12 protein-coding genes are annotated in these 18,519 nt (G+C 72.7%); 4 read left to right on the forward strand and 8 right to left on the reverse strand.

Annotated elements, in window-relative coordinates; genetic code table 11:
* Positions 1-319: 319 nt before the first annotated feature.
* From ACFU9E_RS26205 to ACFU9E_RS26220, 4 genes are all read left to right on the forward strand, one after another.
* Positions 320-1,318 carry a tetratricopeptide repeat protein gene (locus ACFU9E_RS26205; protein WP_380689582.1) on the forward strand — a complete coding sequence of 333 codons (999 nt, stop codon included), beginning with the start codon at positions 320-322 and terminating at the stop codon, positions 1,316-1,318.
* Between the two features lie 602 nt (positions 1,319-1,920).
* Positions 1,921-2,583 carry a DUF6230 family protein gene (locus ACFU9E_RS26210; protein WP_380689580.1) on the forward strand — a complete coding sequence of 221 codons (663 nt, stop codon included), beginning with the start codon at positions 1,921-1,923 and terminating at the stop codon, positions 2,581-2,583.
* A 129-nt stretch (positions 2,584-2,712) separates the two neighbouring features.
* Positions 2,713-3,279 carry a DUF6114 domain-containing protein gene (locus ACFU9E_RS26215; protein ID WP_380683438.1) on the forward strand — a complete coding sequence of 189 codons (567 nt, stop codon included), beginning with the start codon at positions 2,713-2,715 and terminating at the stop codon, positions 3,277-3,279.
* Positions 3,276-4,682, forward strand: coding sequence for a hypothetical protein (locus ACFU9E_RS26220; RefSeq protein WP_380683439.1), 1,407 nt, complete (start codon positions 3,276-3,278; stop codon positions 4,680-4,682). Before ACFU9E_RS26215 ends, ACFU9E_RS26220 begins: the two co-directional genes overlap by 4 nt.
* Positions 4,683-4,755: 73 nt before the next feature.
* On the opposite strand, the gene pyk is transcribed toward ACFU9E_RS26220, so the two are convergent.
* The 8 genes from pyk to ACFU9E_RS26260 form a co-directional block, all read right to left on the reverse strand.
* The gene (gene pyk, locus ACFU9E_RS26225) at positions 4,756-6,183 is read right to left on the reverse strand and encodes a pyruvate kinase (protein WP_380683440.1); all 1,428 of its coding nucleotides are present in this window, start codon (positions 6,181-6,183) and stop codon (positions 4,756-4,758) included.
* 93 nt (positions 6,184-6,276) lie between these two features.
* A complete protein-coding gene (locus ACFU9E_RS26230) occupies positions 6,277-7,509 on the reverse strand; it encodes an acetate kinase (protein ID WP_380683441.1) in 1,233 nt (410 codons plus the stop codon).
* Positions 7,506-9,653: a phosphate acetyltransferase gene (gene pta / locus ACFU9E_RS26235; protein ID WP_380683442.1), complete on the reverse strand. Its 2,148-nt coding sequence runs from the start codon at positions 9,651-9,653 to the stop codon at positions 7,506-7,508. The genes ACFU9E_RS26230 and pta overlap by 4 nt, the downstream gene beginning before the upstream one ends.
* Before the next feature lie 125 nt (positions 9,654-9,778).
* Positions 9,779-10,453 carry a hypothetical protein gene (locus ACFU9E_RS26240; RefSeq protein ID WP_380683443.1) on the reverse strand — a complete coding sequence of 225 codons (675 nt, stop codon included), beginning with the start codon at positions 10,451-10,453 and terminating at the stop codon, positions 9,779-9,781.
* Between the two features lie 49 nt (positions 10,454-10,502).
* Positions 10,503-12,920 carry a 1,4-alpha-glucan branching protein GlgB gene (glgB, locus tag ACFU9E_RS26245; protein WP_380683444.1) on the reverse strand — a complete coding sequence of 806 codons (2,418 nt, stop codon included), beginning with the start codon at positions 12,918-12,920 and terminating at the stop codon, positions 10,503-10,505.
* Between the two features lie 42 nt (positions 12,921-12,962).
* Positions 12,963-14,453 carry a phosphotransferase gene (locus tag ACFU9E_RS26250; RefSeq protein WP_380683445.1) on the reverse strand — a complete coding sequence of 497 codons (1,491 nt, stop codon included), beginning with the start codon at positions 14,451-14,453 and terminating at the stop codon, positions 12,963-12,965.
* Positions 14,454-14,694: 241 nt separating this feature from the next.
* On the reverse strand, positions 14,695-16,419 hold the full coding sequence (gene treS, locus ACFU9E_RS26255; RefSeq protein ID WP_380683446.1) for a maltose alpha-D-glucosyltransferase: 1,725 nt from the start codon (positions 16,417-16,419) through the stop codon (positions 14,695-14,697).
* Positions 16,416-18,371 (reverse strand): alpha-1,4-glucan--maltose-1-phosphate maltosyltransferase, encoded by a 1,956-nt coding sequence (locus ACFU9E_RS26260; protein WP_380683448.1) that lies wholly within the window; start codon positions 18,369-18,371, stop codon positions 16,416-16,418. Before ACFU9E_RS26260 ends, treS begins: the two co-directional genes overlap by 4 nt.
* Positions 18,372-18,519 lie beyond the last annotated feature (148 nt).

Genomic DNA, 18,519 nt, shown 5'->3' on the forward strand with positions numbered 1-18,519 from the left:
TAACGGTAGCGACTTCTTCGTGTCCAGGTCAGCCGGGCTGTGCGGGAAAGTGGCCCAGCTCACGTCCGGCAGGGCTCGGCAGGGGTTGCGGCGGGTGCCCCGGCTCCAGTTACGCTACGACTCGTAGCGAAAGCGACGACCAGGCGCTGTGTCCCCGTGGGACGGGAGCGGCGCGGGCGCGGATGGGGATCCGCGCCGAACGGTTCAGGCTATCGGGCAGTGGCTCCGCCACCCCGGGAATCGGCACCGCGCAGCCCGCGCGGGGCGTTTTCCGGGAGGTTGGTGCCCACCAGCGGCGCGGGCGGGGGAGGATGGTGCCATGCAGCCACGGAATTCTCGTCTCAACAGTGCCGCCCTGCGTGGTGCGGTCGACCTCGCCGCGGTGAAGGCAGCCGGCGAGGCTGCCCAGAAGGCCGAGCAGGCCAGGGCCGAGCGGGCCCGCCAGGCGGCCGCCGGAGATGCGGCCGGGGGCGACCCGGCCGGGGTCGGGTACCCGCTCGTCGTCGACGTCACCGAGGACACCTTCGAGGTGGAGGTCGTCCAGCGGTCCACCGAGGTGCCGGTGGTCGTCGACTTCTGGGCCGAGTGGTGCGGGCCCTGCAAGCAGCTCAGCCCGATCCTGGAGCGCCTGGCCGAGGAGTACGCCGGCCGGATCGTGCTCGCCAAGATCGACGTCGACGCCAACCAGCTGATCGCCCAGCAGTTCGGCATCCAGGGCATCCCGGCCGTGATGGCCGTGGTGGCCGGCCAGCTGGTCCCGCTGTTCCAGGGCGCCGAGAACGAGGCCAACGTCCGCAAGGTGCTGGACCAGCTGATCCTGGTCGCCGAGCAGCGCTTCGGCATCGTCGGCACCGGTGGCGGCGCGCCCGTCGAGGGCGCGGAGGCCGCCGCCCCGCGCCGCCCGGAGGACCCGGCGCTGTCCGCGGCCCACGACGCGCTCGACCAGGGGGACCTGGGCGGCGCGATCCAGGCCTACCGGAACGTGCTGGCCGACCAGCCGGGCAACGCCGAGGCCAAGGTCGGCCTGGCCCAGGCCGAACTGCTGCAGCGGATCGAGGGACTGGACCTGCAGGCCGTCCGGACCGCCGCCGCGGCGGACCCCAAGGACATCGAGGCCCAGCTGCGGGCGGCCGACCTGGACCTGGTCGGCGGGCACGTCGAGGACGCCTTCGGCCGGCTGGTGTCGACGGTCGGCAGGACCTTCGGCGAGGACCGGGACGCGGCCCGGCTGCGGCTGCTGGAGCTGTTCGAGGTGATCGGCCCGGAGGACCCGAGGGTCACCGCGGCGCGCCAGGCGCTGGCCCGGGTGCTGTTCTGACGGGGTGTCGGGTGACACGCCGGATGACCTGCGGTGCCGCCTGGTGATTTGGCGACAATACGGTCATCGTCTCTGAGGTTTACCAAATCTTGACAACACCCATGGACGGTCACGACATGTGATCGTCCATGGGTGTTTCGCTGCCGTTTCCTAGGGGTTTCGCCCTCACGAATCCTCCATTTCGTCACGCTGCGTGTCCAGGGTGCCGATTTCATGATCATTCGTGCGCGTGTGGGATTACCCGTCAGTAATGCAACCTCTTGTGCTTCGCCGGGGATTCGAGCAGCATCGGCACGCCCGGTCCCCACACTTCGACCCCCGCCGGCAGCCGGTCGGCGGACCCGGAGGAGGGGATCCCCACCGGGCGGCCGGCGGTCCTGCCGCCGGCGCGAGGGCAGGGGGGTATCCGCTCCCACGGCGGTTCCTGTCCTTCGTACGGCCGCGCTGCCCGCGCGGTCGCCGGTTGTCGCTCGGGGGGACCGCCCGTGTCGCCACGGCGCTCTCCGCTACCGAGGACGTAGCTCTCTCCCATCCCAGGCCCCCATCGGTGCGGCATCCGCCACCGGGGAGCCGGAGATGTACGTCCCAGAAGGAGGACTCGCATGTCCAAGACCTACGGCAAGACCCGCTGGAAGCGCTTCGCCCTGGTGATGGTGCCGAGCCTCGCGGCCACCGCCGCGGTCGGCGTCGGACTGGCGAACAGCGCGCTCGCCGCCTCGTTCAGCATCTCGGGCCAGCAGTTCAAGGTCTCCGCGAAGGAGCTGCACGGCACCAACTTCGCGCAGTTCGGCTCGATCGACGTCCAGACCGACAAGACGACCCACCCGGTCGCGGTCTCGGCCTTCGACACCGCCCGGATCAAGGGGATGTGCCAGTCGCTGGTCACCGACCCGAACGTGATCCCGCTGCCCTTCAAGCTCCCGAAGGTCACCCTCCGCCTGGAGGCCGGTGACAGCGAGGACGAAGCGCGTCAGGTCCAGGCCGGGAACCTGCTGATCGACCTCGACTCCCTGGAGGCCGACGCCGAGTTCGGCCACATCAACATCGGCCAGGACGCCTCCACCCTCACCGGCGAGGCCACCAAGAACTGGAAGTCCGCGCTCGGCTCCGGCCTGCCCAGCGGCAAGACCGGGTTCGCCCAGGCCGCGGAGACCGCCGACCTGTACGGCGTGAAGCAGACCGCGTGGGCCACCTCGGCGGGCACCTTCAAGCTCAAGGGCCTGAAGCTCAACCTCTACACCGACGGCGACCACGAGTGCTTCTGAGCCGGTTCCTCGGCTGACCGGCTGACCGCCTGACGGCGGGTCGGGGGCGGGGGACGGCGGCCGCACGGGCCGCCGTCCCCGGGCTCCCCCTTTCCGTTTCACCTCGTCACACCATCGAGGAGCTGCTCCGTGTCCAGCACCCTTGCCGAGCCGCGGCCCGCCGAACGCGAGAACCCCCTGAGGTGGGTCCGTCGGGCGTTCCGTGACTTCCGCCGTTCCCGGCCGTTCTACGGCGGGCTGCTGGCCGTCCTCGCCGGCGTCCCGATCATGTACTTCCCGTACGCCAACCTGTCGTTGAACGGCATGACGCTCGCCATGGCCACCACGGCCGGCGCGGGCTCGCTGATCATCGGGGTGCTGCTGGTCGTGCTCGGGCTGACCGCCTGGTTCCAGCCGGTCGTCCGGGTGTTCGCGGGCATCGCCACCACCCTGCTCACTCTGGTCTCGATCCCGGTCTCCAACCTGGGCGGCTTCGGGATGTCGATCCTGCCGGGTCTGATCGGCGGCGGTCTGATGATCGCCTGGGCGCCGTTCCAGGCCACCGACCAGGCCGGGGCCGAGGCCGCGGTCGCCGCCGCGCCCGACGGGGGGACGGCCACCGCCACCGCGGCCGAGGAGCCCGGCGAGGCGCCCCCGGCCGCCGCCGGGGGCACCGTCCCGGCGCAGCAGGCCGCGGCGCCCGAGGAGGCCCGGTGAGCGAGCCGCGCGAGGAGCTCCCGCAGGCCCCGGCGCAGCGCTCGCCGCGGCACGCGGCGCCCCGCACACCGGTCCGGGCACGGCTGCGCGGCCGGGCGCTGGCGATGGCCGCGGTGCCGACCGCGCTGCTGATGGCCGCCGCCTACACGCCGAACCCGGCGATCGCCGAGTCCACCGCCGGCAAGCCGTGCGCCACCGCCCCGGACAGCGTGCCGCAGCCGCCCGCGGTGGCCGAGACGCCGGTGCCCAGGGGCGAGCTGCCGCCGCCGATCCCCGGCCCGTCCGTGCCGCTGCCCGAGGCCCCGGCCACCGGGACGCCCGCGCCGACGGGTGCCCCGACCGCCGCCCCGACGGCCGTGCCCGAGCCGACGGCCGGCGCGACGGCGACCGCGACCCCGACCGCCGGGGCGAGCGCGACCCCCGACGGCGGCGTCGTCCGGGCCGGCCTCATCGACGATCTCGTCGGCGGCGTCACCCGCCTGGTCACCCCGGGCGGCTCGCCGAGCCCCACCGCCACCGCGAGCCCGTCCGCCGGGGTGCGTGCCGCAGCCCCGGCCGCCCCCGCGCCGGCCACCGAGCCCCCCGCCGCCGGCACCCCGGCCACCGAGCCGACGGCCGTGCCGACCGGCGGTGCGGCGCCCACGCCCTCCGCCACCCCGGGAACGCCCACGCCGACCGCACCGGCCGCGTCGACGACGCCGACCGCTCCGGCCGCGTCGACGACGCCCTCCGCCACCGCGTCCAGCAGGGCGAAGCCGTCCGCCGGCGCCACCGCCTCCGGCTCCGCGGCCTCCGCCGCGAAGCCGACCGCGTCCGGCAGCCCCTCGGCCACCCCGTCCAAGGACCCGAACTGCCTGGTCGACACCAAGGCGCTCGCCCCGAACGGCAAGCCGGCCGACAACCCGATCCTGGTCCCGGACCAGAACTGGACCCTGCAGACCACCCGGCTCGCCCTGAACCACGCCGTGCTGCTCGGCGTGGTCGACGTCCGGACCCCCACCGGCACCAAGCGGGTGCTGAAGTTCGAGGTGGAGAGCGTCGACATCGAGAACCTGCACATGTCGACGCTGCAGGGCAACGGCAAGACCTTCCACGTGAAGGGCGCGCCCGGCTCGGTCTCGACCATGCGCAAGGGCCCGGTCGTCATGTACGTGGAACGGCTCTCCGGCCACCTGTCCAAGGTGCTCGGCCTGCCGGTCCCGATCGACCTGGGCGAGCTCACCCTCACCCCCGACGGCCCGCTGCCGCAGTGGCTGTACGACCTGATCGGCCAGCTCCAGCTGCCGTTGTGGATCGAGCTGACCGGGGTGACCGCGATCCAGTCGGGTCAGTTCGGCGGCACCCTGAAGATCCCCGGCATGCGGCTGTCCAACGACGACCAGCCCTACCCCGGGAACGCCTGAGCCCGCCCCCCGACGCCCGTGGGGCGGCCCCTCCCTCCGGAGGGACCGCCCCACGGGCGTGTTCCGCGCTGCCTCAGGCCTTGCGGGTGCCCAGGTGGTGCACCTGGACCATGTTGGTGTTGCCGGGGATGCCGGGCGGGGAGCCGGCGGTGACGATCACGGTGTCGCCCTCGCCCAGCTCGCCGATCCGCAGCAGCTCGCGGTCGACCTGCGCGACCATCTCGTCGGTGGTCTCCACCTGCTCGGTCACGTGCGCCTCGACGCCCCAGCTCAGCGAGAGCTGGTTGCGGGTGGCGTGGTCCGGGGTGAAGGCGATCACCGGGATCGGCGAGCGGTAGCGGGAGAGCCTGCGCGCGGTGTCACCGGACTTGGTGAACGCGACCAGCGCCTTGCCGTTCAGGAAGTCGCCCAGCTCGCACGCGGCGCGGGCGATGGAACCGCCCTGGGTGCGCGGCTTGCGGCCCGGGTTGAGCGGCTGGAGGCCCTGGGAGACCAGCTCCTCCTCGGCCTTCTCGCAGATCCGGCTCATGGTGCGGACGGTCTCGACCGGGTACTTGCCGACGCTGGACTCGGCAGACAGCATGACCGCGTCGGTGCCGTCCAGGATGGCGTTGGCGACGTCGGAGACCTCGGCGCGGGTCGGACGCGAGGCGTGGATCATCGACTCCATCATCTGGGTGGCGACGATGACCGGCTTGGCGTTGCGGCGGGCCAGGGTGATCAGCTGCTTCTGGACCAGCGGCACCCGCTCCAGCGGGTACTCGACGGCCAGGTCGCCGCGGGCCACCATGATCGCGTCGAAGGCGAGGACGATCTCCTCCATCGCCTCGACGGCCTGCGGCTTCTCGATCTTGGCGATGACCGGCACCCGGATGCCGACCTCGTCCATGACCGCGTGGACGTCCTTGATGTCCGCGGCGTTGCGGACGAAGGACAGGGCGACCATGTCGACGCCCAGACGCAGGGCGAAGCGCAGGTCCTCCTTGTCCTTCTCGGACAGGGCGGGCACGTTGACGGCCGCGCCGGGGAGGTTGATTCCCTTGTTGTTCGAGAGCACGCCGCCCTCGACGACCACGGTCTTCACCCGCGGGCCGTCGACGCTGACGACCTCCAGGGCGATGACGCCGTCGTTGATCAGGACCGGGTCACCGGGCTTGACGTCGCCCGGCAGGCCCTTGTAGGTGGTTCCGCAGATGTGCTGGTCACCGGGGACGTCCTCGGTGGTGATGGTGAACTCGTCGCCGTTGTCGACGGTCACCGGGCCGTTGGCGAAGGTCGCCAGACGGATCTTGGGACCCTGGAGGTCGGCCAGAACGCCGATGGTCCGGCCGGTGTCCTCGGAGACCTGGCGGACCTTGCGGTACCGCTCCTCGTGCTCCGCGTGGGAGCCGTGGCTCATGTTCAGTCGGGCGACGTTCATGCCCGCTTCGACGATGGCCTTGAGCTGTTCGTAGGAGTCCGTCGCGGGACCCAGGGTGCAGACAATTTTCGCTCGGCGCATATCGATCAGTCTATCCGTTCGTGTTATTGGTGCATTCGGCCCGAATGGAGAGGAAACGACGCCCGGGAGTCCGCGGAGCGAGACGACGGGGGGTCAGTTTTCGGACGACCGGTGCACCAGGGCGAAGGCCTGCCGGGCGATCTCCAGCTCCTCGTCGGTGGGGACGACGGCGACGGCCACCCGTGCGCTGCCGCCGGAGGGCAGCAGCGCCGGGGAGATGATCCTCGGCTCGCGCGAGCGTACCGAGTTGAGCTCCGGGTCGACGGCGATGCCGAGCTCCTCCAGCCCGGCCGTGGCGGCCGCCCGCACCGGGGCCGCGTTCTCCCCGACACCGGCGGTGAAGGCGATCGCGTCCACCCGGCCGAGCACCGCGTAGTACCCGCCGATGTACTTGCGCAGCCGGTGGATGTACGCGTCGAAGGCCAGCTTCGCGTCGGCGTCGCCCTCGTCGGCGCGGCGCATGATCTCGCGCATGTCGTTGTCGCCGCACAGGCCCAGCAGGCCGCTGCGGCGGTTGAGCAGGTTGTCGATGCCGTCGATCGACAGCCCGCCCACCCGGTGCAGGTGGAAGACCACGCCCGCGTCGATGTCACCCGAACGAGTGCCCATCACCAGGCCCTCCAGCGGGGTCAGGCCCATCGAGGTGTCCACGCAGCGCCCGCCGCTCACCGCCGACGCGGAGGCGCCGTTGCCCAGGTGCAGCACGATCACGTTGACCTCGGCCGGGTCCTTGCCGAGCAGCCGCGCGGTGGCCCGCGAGACGTACTGGTGCGAGGTGCCGTGGAAGCCGTAGCGGCGGACCCGGTGCTCGTCGGCCACCGCCTTGTCGATCGCGTACCGGGCGGCGTGCTCGGGCATCGAGGCGTGGAAGGCGGTGTCGAAGACGGCCACCTGCGGCAGGTCCGGCCGCAGCGCGCGGGCCACCTCGATGCCGGTGATGTTGGCCGGATTGTGCAGCGGCGCCACCGGGATCAGCCGGCGGATCTCCTTGAGCACATCGTCGGTGACCACGGTCGGCTCGGTGAAGCGCAGGCCGCCGTGCACCACCCGGTGGCCGATCGCGGCCAGCTCGGGGGAGTCCAGCCCGAGGCCGTCGGCGGACAGCTCCTCGGAGACCGCCTTGAGCGCCGCGCCGTGGTCGGGGAAGGCCTGGACGGTCTCCCGCTCCGCGCCGCCGCGCGGGGTGTGCACCAGCCGGCCGCCGGCCTCGCCGATCCGCTCGACCAGCCCGGAGGCCAGCCGGTCGCCGTCCAGCATGTCGATCAGCTGGTACTTCACCGACGAGGAGCCGGCGTTCAGCACCAGGACCCGAGTGCCGCCACTCATGCCGTGCCCCCTTCACCGCGCGGCTGGGACCCGCGCTCCTGCGACTGGATGGCGGTGATCGCCACCGTGTTGACGATGTCCTGCACCAGCGCGCCGCGCGACAGGTCGTTGACCGGCTTGCGCAGCCCCTGGAGCACCGGCCCGACGGCAACCGCCCCGGCCGAGCGCTGGACCGCCTTGTAGGTGTTGTTGCCGGTGTTGAGGTCCGGGAAGATCAGCACGGTCGCCCGGCCGGCCACCGGCGAGCCCGGCAGCTTGGTCGCCGCGACGTGCGCGTCCACCGCGGCGTCGTACTGGATCGGCCCCTCGACCAGGATGTCCGGGCGCAGCTCGCGCACCAGCTCGGTGGCCTTGCGGACCTTGTCGACGTCGGCGCCGGAGCCGGAGGTGCCGGTCGAGTAGGAGAGCATCGCGACCCGCGGCTCGACGCCGAACTTGGCGGCGGTGGCGGCCGACTGGATGGCGATGTCGGCCAGCTGCTGGGCGTCCGGGTCGGGGTTGACCGCGCAGTCGCCGTACACCAGCACCTTGTCCGCCAGGCACATGAAGAAGACGCTGGAGACGATGGACGCGCCCGGCGAGGTCTTGATCACCTCGAAGGCGGGCCGGATGGTGGCGGCGGTGGAGTGCACCGCGCCGGAGACCATGCCGTCGGCGATGCCCTCCTGGACCATCAGGGTGCCGAAGTAGGAGACGTCGGTGACCACGTCCAGGGCCAGCTCGACGGTCATGCCCTTGTGCGCGCGCAGCTTCGCGTACAGCTCGGCGAACTGGCGGCGCAGCGGGCTGGTGGCCGGGTCGACGATCCGCACCTGGGCGCGGTCGGCGGCCGGGATCTCGGCCGGCAGGTCGATGCCCAGCGAGGCAGCCTTGCGGCGGACGGCGTCGGCGTCGCCGAGCAGGGTGAGGTCGCAGATGTTGCGGCGCAGCAGGATCTCGGCGGCGCGCAGCACCCGCTCCTCGGTGCCCTCCGGCAGCACGACGTGCCGGCGGGTCGCCCTGGCCTGCTCCAGCAGCTCGTGCTCGAACATCATCGGGGTCACCCGCTCGGACCGGCCGACCTCGATCAGCTTGGTCAACTCGTCGGTGTCCACGTGCAGTTCGAACAGGCCGAGGGCGATCTCGGCCTTCCGCGGGCTGGCCGTCGAGAGCTTGCCCTCCAGGTGGGTCAGCGCGGCGGCGGTGAGCCAGCTGCCCTCCGGGACGACCGCGACCGGGGTTCCGGGGGCGAGCCGGGCGGCCAGCGCCATCACGTTCGGGCCGGGGCGCAGGCCGAGGGTGAGCAGCACACCCGCGATCGGCGGGGCGCCGGCGGCGTGCGCGGCCAGCGCGCCGATCACCAGGTCGGCGCGGTCGCCGGGGGCCACCACCAGCGCGCCCTCGGTCAGCGCGTCCAGGAAGGTCGGCAGCATGGCGCCGCCGAAGACGAAGCCGCGGACGTCCCGGGCCAGGCCGGCCGCGTCGCCGAGCAGCACCTCGGCGCCGGTGGCGTCGACCAGCTGGGCGACGGTCGGCGCGGCCAGCCCCGGCTCCTCGGGGATGACGTAGGCGGGGATCGGCAGCTTCTCGGTGAGCTTGCGCTGGACCGGCTGCTCGGCGGCCGGGGCGACCCGGTTGGCGATCATCGCCAGGGTCTCGCAGCCGAGGTCGGTGTAGGCGCGGTGGGCGTTGCGGACCTCGGCGATCACCGTGTCGGCGTCCTCGCCGTGCCCGCCGATCACCGGCAGCACGGCGGCGCCGAACTCGTTGGCCAGCCGGGCGTTGAAGGCCAGCTCGTCGGGGATGTTGGTGTCCGCGAAGTCGGTGCCCAGCACCAGGACCGCCTGGCAGCGCCGCTCCAGCGCGTGGAAGCGGTCGACCAGGACCGAGACCAGCTCGTCCTGGCCGTGCGCGGCCTGCAGCGCGGCGGCCTCCTCGTAGGTGAGGCCGTAGAGCTCGGCGGCCGGCAGGTCCAGCCGGTACCGGGCGCGCAGCAGCTCGACCACGTGGTCCGAGCCGGCCTCGCCCGGTGCATGGGCGTGCACCAGGGGGCGGAACACCCCGACCCGGTCCACCCGGCGGGTGAGCAGCTCCATGACACCGAGTTCCACCGCCTGGCGGCCGTCCCCGCGGTCGATCCCGGTCACGTACACGCTGCGCGCCACGTGGCTCTCTCCGTCCCGTCGTCTCAGGAAGTGGTCATATCGACCATACCTTCGCACCGTGAACGCCCGTCCGCGAGCAGAACGGGACGGCTCGCGGCAAGGGGCCGAAGGTCACCGGACACGCCCTACGGCGTGCGGTCGGGGCCGACCAGCCGGACGGTCACGCCGTCCGGCTGCTCGATGAGGAACAGCTGAGTGATCCGCTTGTCCAGCAGCCAGCCGTGCCGGTGGACCAGGCAGCCGCCCGGGCCCGGGGTCCAGCCGTCGGCGGCCAGCCGGACGCGCAGCCGGCGGGCGGCCTCGGCGCCGGGCAGGCCGTCGGCGCTCACGATCGCGAGGTCGCGGCGGCAGGCGTGCAGTCCGCAGCTGCGGTCGGGGCCGCTGTCCTGCCGGACGGAGAGGCCGGGCGGCAGCGACAGCTCGGAGCGCTCCGGGGAGAAGGGTTCGTGGACGGCGAGCTGGTAGAGCAGGCCGAGGACGAGGCCGACCAGGGAGTGGGCGGCGATCACGATGGTGGCCCCGGCGGCGGGCTGTCCGGACCCCCGGGTGGGCCGGGGTCCGCACAGCCGCCGTTCGGCCAGCGTGCCGAGCAGGACCACCAGCCCGGCGGCGAGCGGGTAGCCGGACTGGGACTCGGCGATCGCCCGGCTGTGGAACCACCCCCGCTCCAGGCCGACCGGGACCACCGCGAGGGCGGCCAGGACGGCGGCGACCGCCACCCCGACCGCCCGGGTGCGGGCCAGTGCGGCCCAACAGGCCAGTGGCAGCAGAACGTAGCCCCAGCCCAGCACCAATCCCACAGAAGGCCCCCCGCCCGCTGTCGACGTCTCAGCCGGGGAGCCTAGAACGTCATGCCGGGCGGAGCCAGATGGTCGCGAGCGGCGGCAGGACCAGCTCGGCGCTGCGCGGCTGCCCGTTCCACGCGGACGCATCCGCCTTCACCGGAAGGGAGTTGGCGGTTCCGCTGCCACCGTACTCGGTGGCGTCGGTGTTGAGGACCTCTTCCCACAACTGGTCGCGCCCGGCCAGCTCCGGCAGGCCCACCCGGTGGGCGTGCCGCACGACCGGGGAGAAGTTGCAGACGGCGACCAGCGGGGTTCCGTCGGCGGCGTGGCGGACGAAGGAGAGCAGGTTGTCCTCGGCGGCGCCGCCGTCGAGCCAGCGGAAGCCGGCCGGGGTGGTGTCCTGCTCCCACAGCGCCGGGGTGTCGAGGTAGCACCGGTTGAGGTCGCCGACCAGCCGGCGAACGCCCCGGTGCTCCTCGTGGGCCGGCCACTGGTCGTCGAGCACCCACCACTGCGGGCCCTGCTCGTGGTGCCACTCCGCGCCCTGGGCGAACTCCTGCCCCATGAAGAGCAGTTGCTTGCCCGGGTGGGCCCACATGAAGCCGAGGTAGGCGCGGTGGTTGGCGCGCTGCTGCCACCAGTCGCCGGGCATCTTGGCGACCAGCGCCTGCTTGCCGTGCACCACCTCGTCGTGCGAGATCGGCAGGATGTAGTTCTCCGAGTAGGCGTACACCATCGAGAAGGTGATCTCGTTGTGGTGGAACCTGCGGTGCACCGGGTCCTTGCTCATGTAGACCAGGGAGTCGTGCATCCAGCCCATGTTCCACTTGAGGCCGAAGCCGAGGCCGCCCTGGTCGGTGGGCCGGGTGACGCCGTCCCAGGCGGTGGACTCCTCGGCGACGGTGATCACGCCGGGGCAGCGCCGGTAGACGGTGGCGTTCATCTCCTGCAGGAAGACGGCCGCGTCGAGGTTCTCCCGCCCGCCGAACCGGTTGGGGGTCCAGGCGCCGCTGTCGCGCGAGTAGTCGAGGTAGAGCATGGAGGCGACGGCGTCCACCCGCAGGCCGTCGACGTGGAACTCCTCGCACCAGTAGACCGCGTTGGCGACCAGGAAGTTGCGCACCTCGACCCGGCCGTAGTCGAACTCCAGGGTGCCCCAGTCCGGGTGCTCGGCGCGCTGCGGGTCGGCCGGCTCGTACAGCGGCTCGCCGTCGAAGCGGGCGAGCGCGAAGTCGTCCTTGGGGAAGTGCGCGGGCACCCAGTCGACGATGACGCCGATGCCGTGCTGGTGCAGGGTGTCCACCAGGAAGCGGAAGTCGTCGGGGCTGCCGAGCCGGGCGGTGGGGGCGTAGTAGCCGGACACCTGGTAGCCCCAGGAGCCGCCGAACGGGTGCTCCATGACCGGCATGAACTCCACGTGGGTGAAGTTCAACTCCTTCAAGTACATCGGGAGTTCGGCGGCGATGGCGCGGTAGGTGGTGAGGTCGGGGCGCCAGGACGGCAGGTGCAGCTCGTACACCGACATCGGGGCGCGGTGGTGCGCCGTGCGCGCCCGGCGGGCCATCCACTCGCCGTCCTGCCAGCGGTGGGTGGACGCGGTGACGACCGAGGCGGTGCCGGGCGGGACCTGCGCGGCGCGGGCGAGCGGGTCGGCCTTGTCCAGGACCCAGCCCTGCCGGGTGTGGATCTCGTACTTGTACTGGGTGCCCTCGCCGAGGCCGGGGACGAACAGCTCCCAGACGCCGGAGGAGCCGAGCGAGCGCATCGGGTGACCGGTGCCGTCCCAGTGGTTGAAGTCGCCGATCAGCCGGACGCCGACGGCGTTCGGCGCCCAGACCGCGAACGCGGTGCCGGGCACGCCGGCCACGGTGCGCGGGTGCGAGCCGAGGGCCCGCCAGAGCTGCTCGTGCCGGCCCTCGGAGATGAGGTGCAGATCGAGTTCGCCGAGGGTGGGCGGGGTGCGGTAGCCGTCGTGCTGGCGGATCGGCTCACCGCCGGGGTAGCTCACCAGCAGCCGGTAGTCGGGCGCCTGCGGGGCGGCGAGCAGGCCGGTGAACAGTCCGCCCTGCTGGTGGGTGAGTTCGACGGGGCCCTGGCCGGTCTCCACCACGACCCGCTCGGCGAACGGGCGGAGCACCCGGATCGCGGTGCCGCCGTGCACGGGGTGGGCGCCGAGCAGGGCGTGCGGGTCGTGGTGCTGGCCGCCGACCAGCCGGTCCACCTCGCCGGGCGGCAGCGGCGCCTCGGGCAGCCGCAGCGCTCCGGCGGGCGCCGGCTCCGGGGCGGGGGCCGGTCCCGGGACGGGCGCCGGTTCGGCGGCGGGCAGCGGCTCGGCGGGCAGTGGCTCGGAGCGCAGGGGTTCGGCGGGGACCGGCTCGGCCCGCCGGACGGTCGCGGGCTCACGCTTCGGGGAGTCCGTGCCGGCCAGGAAGGTGGCCGGCACGGAGCGGGTGGTGCGGCCTGGCGGGTCGAGCGGCGTCACGGCGGGGACCTCTCTTGGAGCGGGGCGGAGGAACGAGGGACGTCAGACGGTGAGCGCCAGCCGGTTGATCGCGGCCAGCGGGATCGGCAGCCAGCTCGGCCGGTGCCGGGCCTCGTACACCACCTCGTACACCGCCTTGTCGATCTCCAGGGCGCGCATCAGCTCCGGCGAGGCGGCCGGGTCGGTGCCGCCGCCCGCGGTGTAGCCGGCGCAGAAGGCGGTGCGGTTGCGCTGCGCCCAGGCGGCGGCCAGGTGCGCCAGCTCCGGGTCGGGCGGTCCGCCGGCCAGCAGGTGGGCGGCGGCGTAGTCGAAGGAGCGGAGCATCGCGGCGACGTCCCGCAGCGCGGTCTGCGGCTCGCGCCGTTCGGCGACCGACTTGGCCGGCTCGCCCTCGAAGTCCAGCAGCACCCAGCCGTGCGGGGTGCGCATCGCCTGGCCGAGGTGCAGGTCGCCGTGGATCCGCTGGACCGGCAGGCCGTCCGGGTGGGCGTCGGCCAGCTGCTGGAAGGCCGAGCGCAGCGCGCCCCGGTAGCGCATCAGCCCCGGGACGGCGGCGACCGCGCTGTCCAGCCGGTCGGCCATCGCGGTGGCCAGCTGCCGGGTCTGGGTGCGGTCCAGCCGGGCGACCGGCATCGAGCGGGCGAGCACCCGGTGCACCTCGGCGGTGGCCCGGCCGAGCCGGTGCGCCTCGATCGCGAAGTTGCCCGGCGACGGGTCGCCCTTCAGCCGGCCGACCTGGTCGAGGGCGAGCTCCCAGCCGTCCTCGGCCTCGGGGAGGTAGCGCTGGAGCAGCCCGAGGGTGGCCGGCTCGGCGCGCTCCAGGCGGCTCTCGAACCAGGCGGCGACCCGGGGGATGCGGGTCGAGCCGGCCCGGGAGAGCGCGAGCGACAGTTCGAGGTCGGGGTTGGTGCCGGGGTGGACGCGGCGGAACAGCTTGAGGATGTACGAGGTGCCGTAGATGACCGAGCTGTTGGACTGCTCGGCGGTGGAGGCGCGGCCGGGCAGGTTGGTGGGGAGTCCGGAGCCGGGGGTGCGGCGGAAGGACAGCGAGCCGAACCGGTCGCCGGTGGCCAGGTGCTCGAGCAGCCGCCCGGTGAGCTCGGGGTCGTGCACCGCGTCGTAGAGCGCCGCGCCGTCGTACGGGCCCTGGGTGAGCCGGCCGAGGACCGCGGCGGGCTCGATGCCGGCCGGGCCCTGCGAGCGGATGCCGAGCAGCAGTTGGTAGAGGTCGCCGTGCGGCGCGCCGGCGGTGGCGGCGTGTTCGACCCGGAGGAGCAGGTGCAGCAGGGCGGGGTCGCCGACCTGGAGGGGGGTGCCGACCAGGGGGACCAGGCCGGTGATCGGCCGGCCCTTCCCGGCGTACCAGCGCTGGGTGGGGAGCCACTCGGCGATCAGCGGCAGCGCCGCCTGGACGAGTTCGCTGACCCCCAGGGCGGTCCTCCGGACCCCGGTGCCCCGCGGGGCGGCCGCCGTGGCGGGCCCGGCGGGGGCGTCACGGTGCAGGGGGGCTTGCGAACGGGAGGTTTCGGACATGACTCCCTTTCCCCGGAGGAGCTGGGCGGATCGCCCGACGGGTCTGGCCGGGTCCGTCAGTCTTCCGGATTGCGGCGGCGCGGCGGCGGCGGCACGCGAGCGGTTGGCCCGGGTGTCACGCCTTCGTGTGGGTGGCCGTTGGGCTGTTCTCCGTACGCGGTGGTGCAGAGACGACCGGGGGCGCGGGGTGCGAACTCGCGCCCCCGGAGGCTTCGGTGGGGCCTGCGGCGGTGCCGGATCGTTACTTCGATCGCCCGGTTCCGCTCAGCCTGGGGGGCCGGCGGAGCTGGAACCAGTAGAAGCCGTGGCCGGCGAGGGTGAGCAGGTACGGCCACTCGCCGATCGAGGGGAAGCGCACCCCGCCGATCAGCTCGACGGGATACCGTCCGCCGTACCGCCTCAGGTCCAGTTCGGTCGGCTGCGCGAACCGGGAGAAGTTGTTCACGCACATGACCAGGTCCCCCTCGTGCTCGCGCACGAAGGCCAGCACCGCGGGGTTGCTGGAGGGCAGTTCGGTGTAGCTGCCGAGGCCGAACGCCGGGTTGAGCTTGCGGATCTCGATCATGCGACGCGTCCAGTGCAGCAGCGAACTCGAACTGCTCTGCTGCGCCTCGACGTTGGTCACCTGATAGCCGTACACCGGATCCATGATGGGCGGCAGACTGAGCCTGCCCGGGTCGGCGTGGGAGAAACCCGCGTTGCGGTCCGGGGTCCACTGCATCGGGGTCCGGACGCCGTCCCGGTCGCCCAGCCAGATGTTGTCCCCCATGCCGATCTCGTCGCCGTAGTAGAGCACCGGGGAGCCCGGCAGCGAGAGCAGCAGGGCGGTGAAGAGCTCGATCTGGTTGCGGTCGTTCTCCAGCAGCGGGGCGAGCCGCCGGCGGATGCCCACGTTGGCGCGCATCCGTGGGTCCTTGGCGTACTCGGCGTACATGTAGTCGCGCTCCTCGTCGGTGACCATCTCCAGGGTCAGCTCGTCGTGGTTGCGCAGGAAGATCCCCCACTGGCAGCCGTGCGGGATGTTGGGCGTCTTGGCGAGGATCTCCGAGACGGGGTAGCGGGACTCCCGGCGGACCGCCATGAAGATCCGCGGCATCACCGGGAAGTGGAACGCCATGTGGCACTCGTCGCCGCCGGAGGCGAAGTCGCCGAAGTAGTCGACGACGTCCTCCGGCCACTGGTTGGCCTCGGCGAGCAGCACGGTGTCCGGGTAGTTGGCGTCGATCTCCTTGCGGACCCGCTGGAGGAACTCGTGCGTCTCCGGCAGGTTCTCGCAGTTGGTGCCCTCCCGGGCGAACAGGTACGGCACCGCGTCCAGCCGGAACCCGTCGATGCCGAGGTCCAGCCAGAACCGCAGGCCCGCGATCATCTCGTCCTGGACCCGCGGGTTGTCGTAGTTGAGGTCCGGCTGGTGGGAGAAGAACCGGTGCCAGAAGTACTGCTTGCGCACCGGGTCGTACGTCCAGTTGGAGGTCTCGGTGTCGACGAAGATGATCCGGGCGTCGGGGTACTGCTTGTCGTCGTCGGCCCACATGTAGAAGTCGCCGTACGGGCCGTCCGGGTCCTCCCGCGAGGCCTGGAACCACGGGTGCTGGTCGCTGGTGTGGTTCATCACGAAGTCGATGACCACCCGCATGCCGCGGGCGTGCGCCGCGTCCACGAACTCCATGAAGTCGGCGAGGTCGCCGAACTCCGGCAGCACCGACTTGTAGTCGGACACGTCGTACCCGCCGTCCCGCAGCGGCGAGGCGAAGAACGGCGGCAGCCAGAGGCAGTCGACGCCGAGCCACTGCAGGTAGTCGAGCTTGGACGTGAGCCCCTTGAGGTCCCCGACCCCGTCGCCGTTGCTGTCCTGGAAGGACCGCACCAGCACCTCGTAGAAGACCGCACGCTTGAACCACTCCGGGTCCAGGTTCTTCTTCGAGGTCTCGGGGAAGGTGTCGGGGACGGGCTCGTTCACTGTCACGCTGGGTTCCTCCGAACCGTGAGGAGGTGGGCCGGCTCGGCTGAGGGGTCGAGCCGGACGTAGTTGTGCCGGCCCCACGTGTAGGCGGCACCGGTGAGCTCGTCGTGGACCGCGAAGGGCCCGTCCCCGTCCAGGGTGACGGTGGCCTCCTGGGCGTGGTGGGGATCCAGGTTGACCACGGTGATGAGGTGGTCGGTGAGGCCGTCGGGTGTCAGGGCGGTCTTGGAGTAGGCGAGCACCTGGTCGTTGTCGGTGGGGTGGAAGCGCAGCGAACGCAGCTGCTGGAGGGCCGGGTGACGGCGGCGCAGCCGGTTCAGGACGGTGAGCAGCGGGGCGAGGGTGTCGGTGCGGCTCCAGTCCCGGGGGCGCAGTTCGTACTTCTCCGAGTGCAGGTACTCCTCGGATCCGGGGTGGGCCGGCTCGTTCTCGTGGAGCTCGAAGCCGGCGTACACGCCGTAGCTGGGGGAGAGGGTGGCGGCCAGCACGGCGCGGATCGCGAAGGCGGCCGGGCCGCCGTGCTGGAGGAAGGCGTGCAGGATGTCCGGGGTGTTGGCGAAGAGGTTGGGCCGCATGTGGGCGGCCGCCTCGCCGGTCAGCTCGGTGAGGTACTCGGTGAGTTCCGCCTTGCTGTTGCGCCAAGTGAAGTACGTGTACGACTGGTGGAATCCGATCTTCCCCAGGGTGTGCATCATCGCGGGGCGGGTGAAGGCCTCGGCGAGGAAGAGGACGTCCGGGTCGGTGCGGGCGATGTCGGCGAGCACCCGCTCCCAGAAGACCACCGGTTTGGTGTGCGGGTTGTCGACCCGGAAGATCCGGACGCCGTGCGCCATCCAGAACCGGAGGATCCGGACGGTCTCCTTGACGATTCCGTCCATGTCCTGGTCGAAGTTGATCGGATAAATATCCTGGTATTTTTTCGGCGGATTTTCGGCGTAGGCGATGGTGCCGTCCGCGCGGTGGCTGAACCATTCCGGGTGCTTGTTCACCCACGGGTGGTCGGGCGAGCACTGGAGCGCGAAGTCCAGCGCCACCTCCAGGTGCAGCGCGGTGGCCTCCGCGACGAAGTGGTCGAAGTCCTCGATGGTGCCGAGATCCGGGTGGACGGCGTCGTGGCCCCCCTCCGGCGAGCCGATCGCCCAGGGCGAGCCGACGTCGTGCGGACCGGCCGTCAGGGTGTTGTCCGGCCCCTTGCGGAAGGCTCGCCCGATCGGGTGGACCGGCGGCAGGTAGACCACGTCGAAGCCCATCGCGGCGACCGCCGGCAGCCGCTCGGCCGCCGTCCGCAGGGTGCCCGAGCGGGGCGGTTCCACCCCGGACGGGTCCACCACCGCGCCCTCCGAACGGGGGAAGAACTCGTACCAGGAGCCGAACAGCGCCCGCTCCCGGTCCACCTGGAGCGGCGCCGGCCGGGAGGCGCTCACCAGTTCGCGCAGCGGGAAGCGGCCGAGCAGCTCCTGCACCTCCGGGGCGAGCGCGGCGGCCAGCCGGGACAGCGGCGGCAGGCCCGGGTCGCGCAGCGACTCGGCGGCGGCCAGCACCACCGCCCGGCCCTCCTTCTTCGGCACCCCGGCGGCGGCGCGCTCCAGCAGCTGGGCGCCCTCCTCCAGGACGAGCGCGGTGTCGATCCCGGCCGGCAGCTTGACCGAGGCGGTCCTGCGCCAGGTGGCCACCGGGTCGGACCACGCCTCCACCAGGTACGACCAGCGGCCGGGGGCGGTCGGGGTGACGTACGCGCCCCAGCGGTCGGTGCCCTCGGCCAGCTCGCGCATCGGCGTCCACGGGCCGCCGCGCCCGCGCGGGTCGCGCAGCACGACGTTGGCGTTGACCGCGTCGTGGCCCTCGCGGAACACGGTCGCGCAGACCAGGAAGGTCTCGCCCACCACGGCCTTGGCCGGGCGGCGGCCGGCGTCTACGAGGGGGCTGACGTCCAGGACGGGGATGCGGCCGATCACGGTGTCGCTCTCTGTCGTCTTGCGGGCGGCTGGCTTGCGGGCGGCGGCGGGCGTCGCGCGGGCGCGTCCGGCGGCGGGACGCGCGGCGGCGGCCCGGGCCGGTCCGGCGCCCTCGGCCCGGGGGGCGGAGGGGTCGGCGGTGCTCGCG

It is taken from the genome of Kitasatospora sp. NPDC057595, from assembly GCF_042800875.1.
Classification (GTDB): domain Bacteria; phylum Actinomycetota; class Actinomycetes; order Streptomycetales; family Streptomycetaceae; genus Kitasatospora.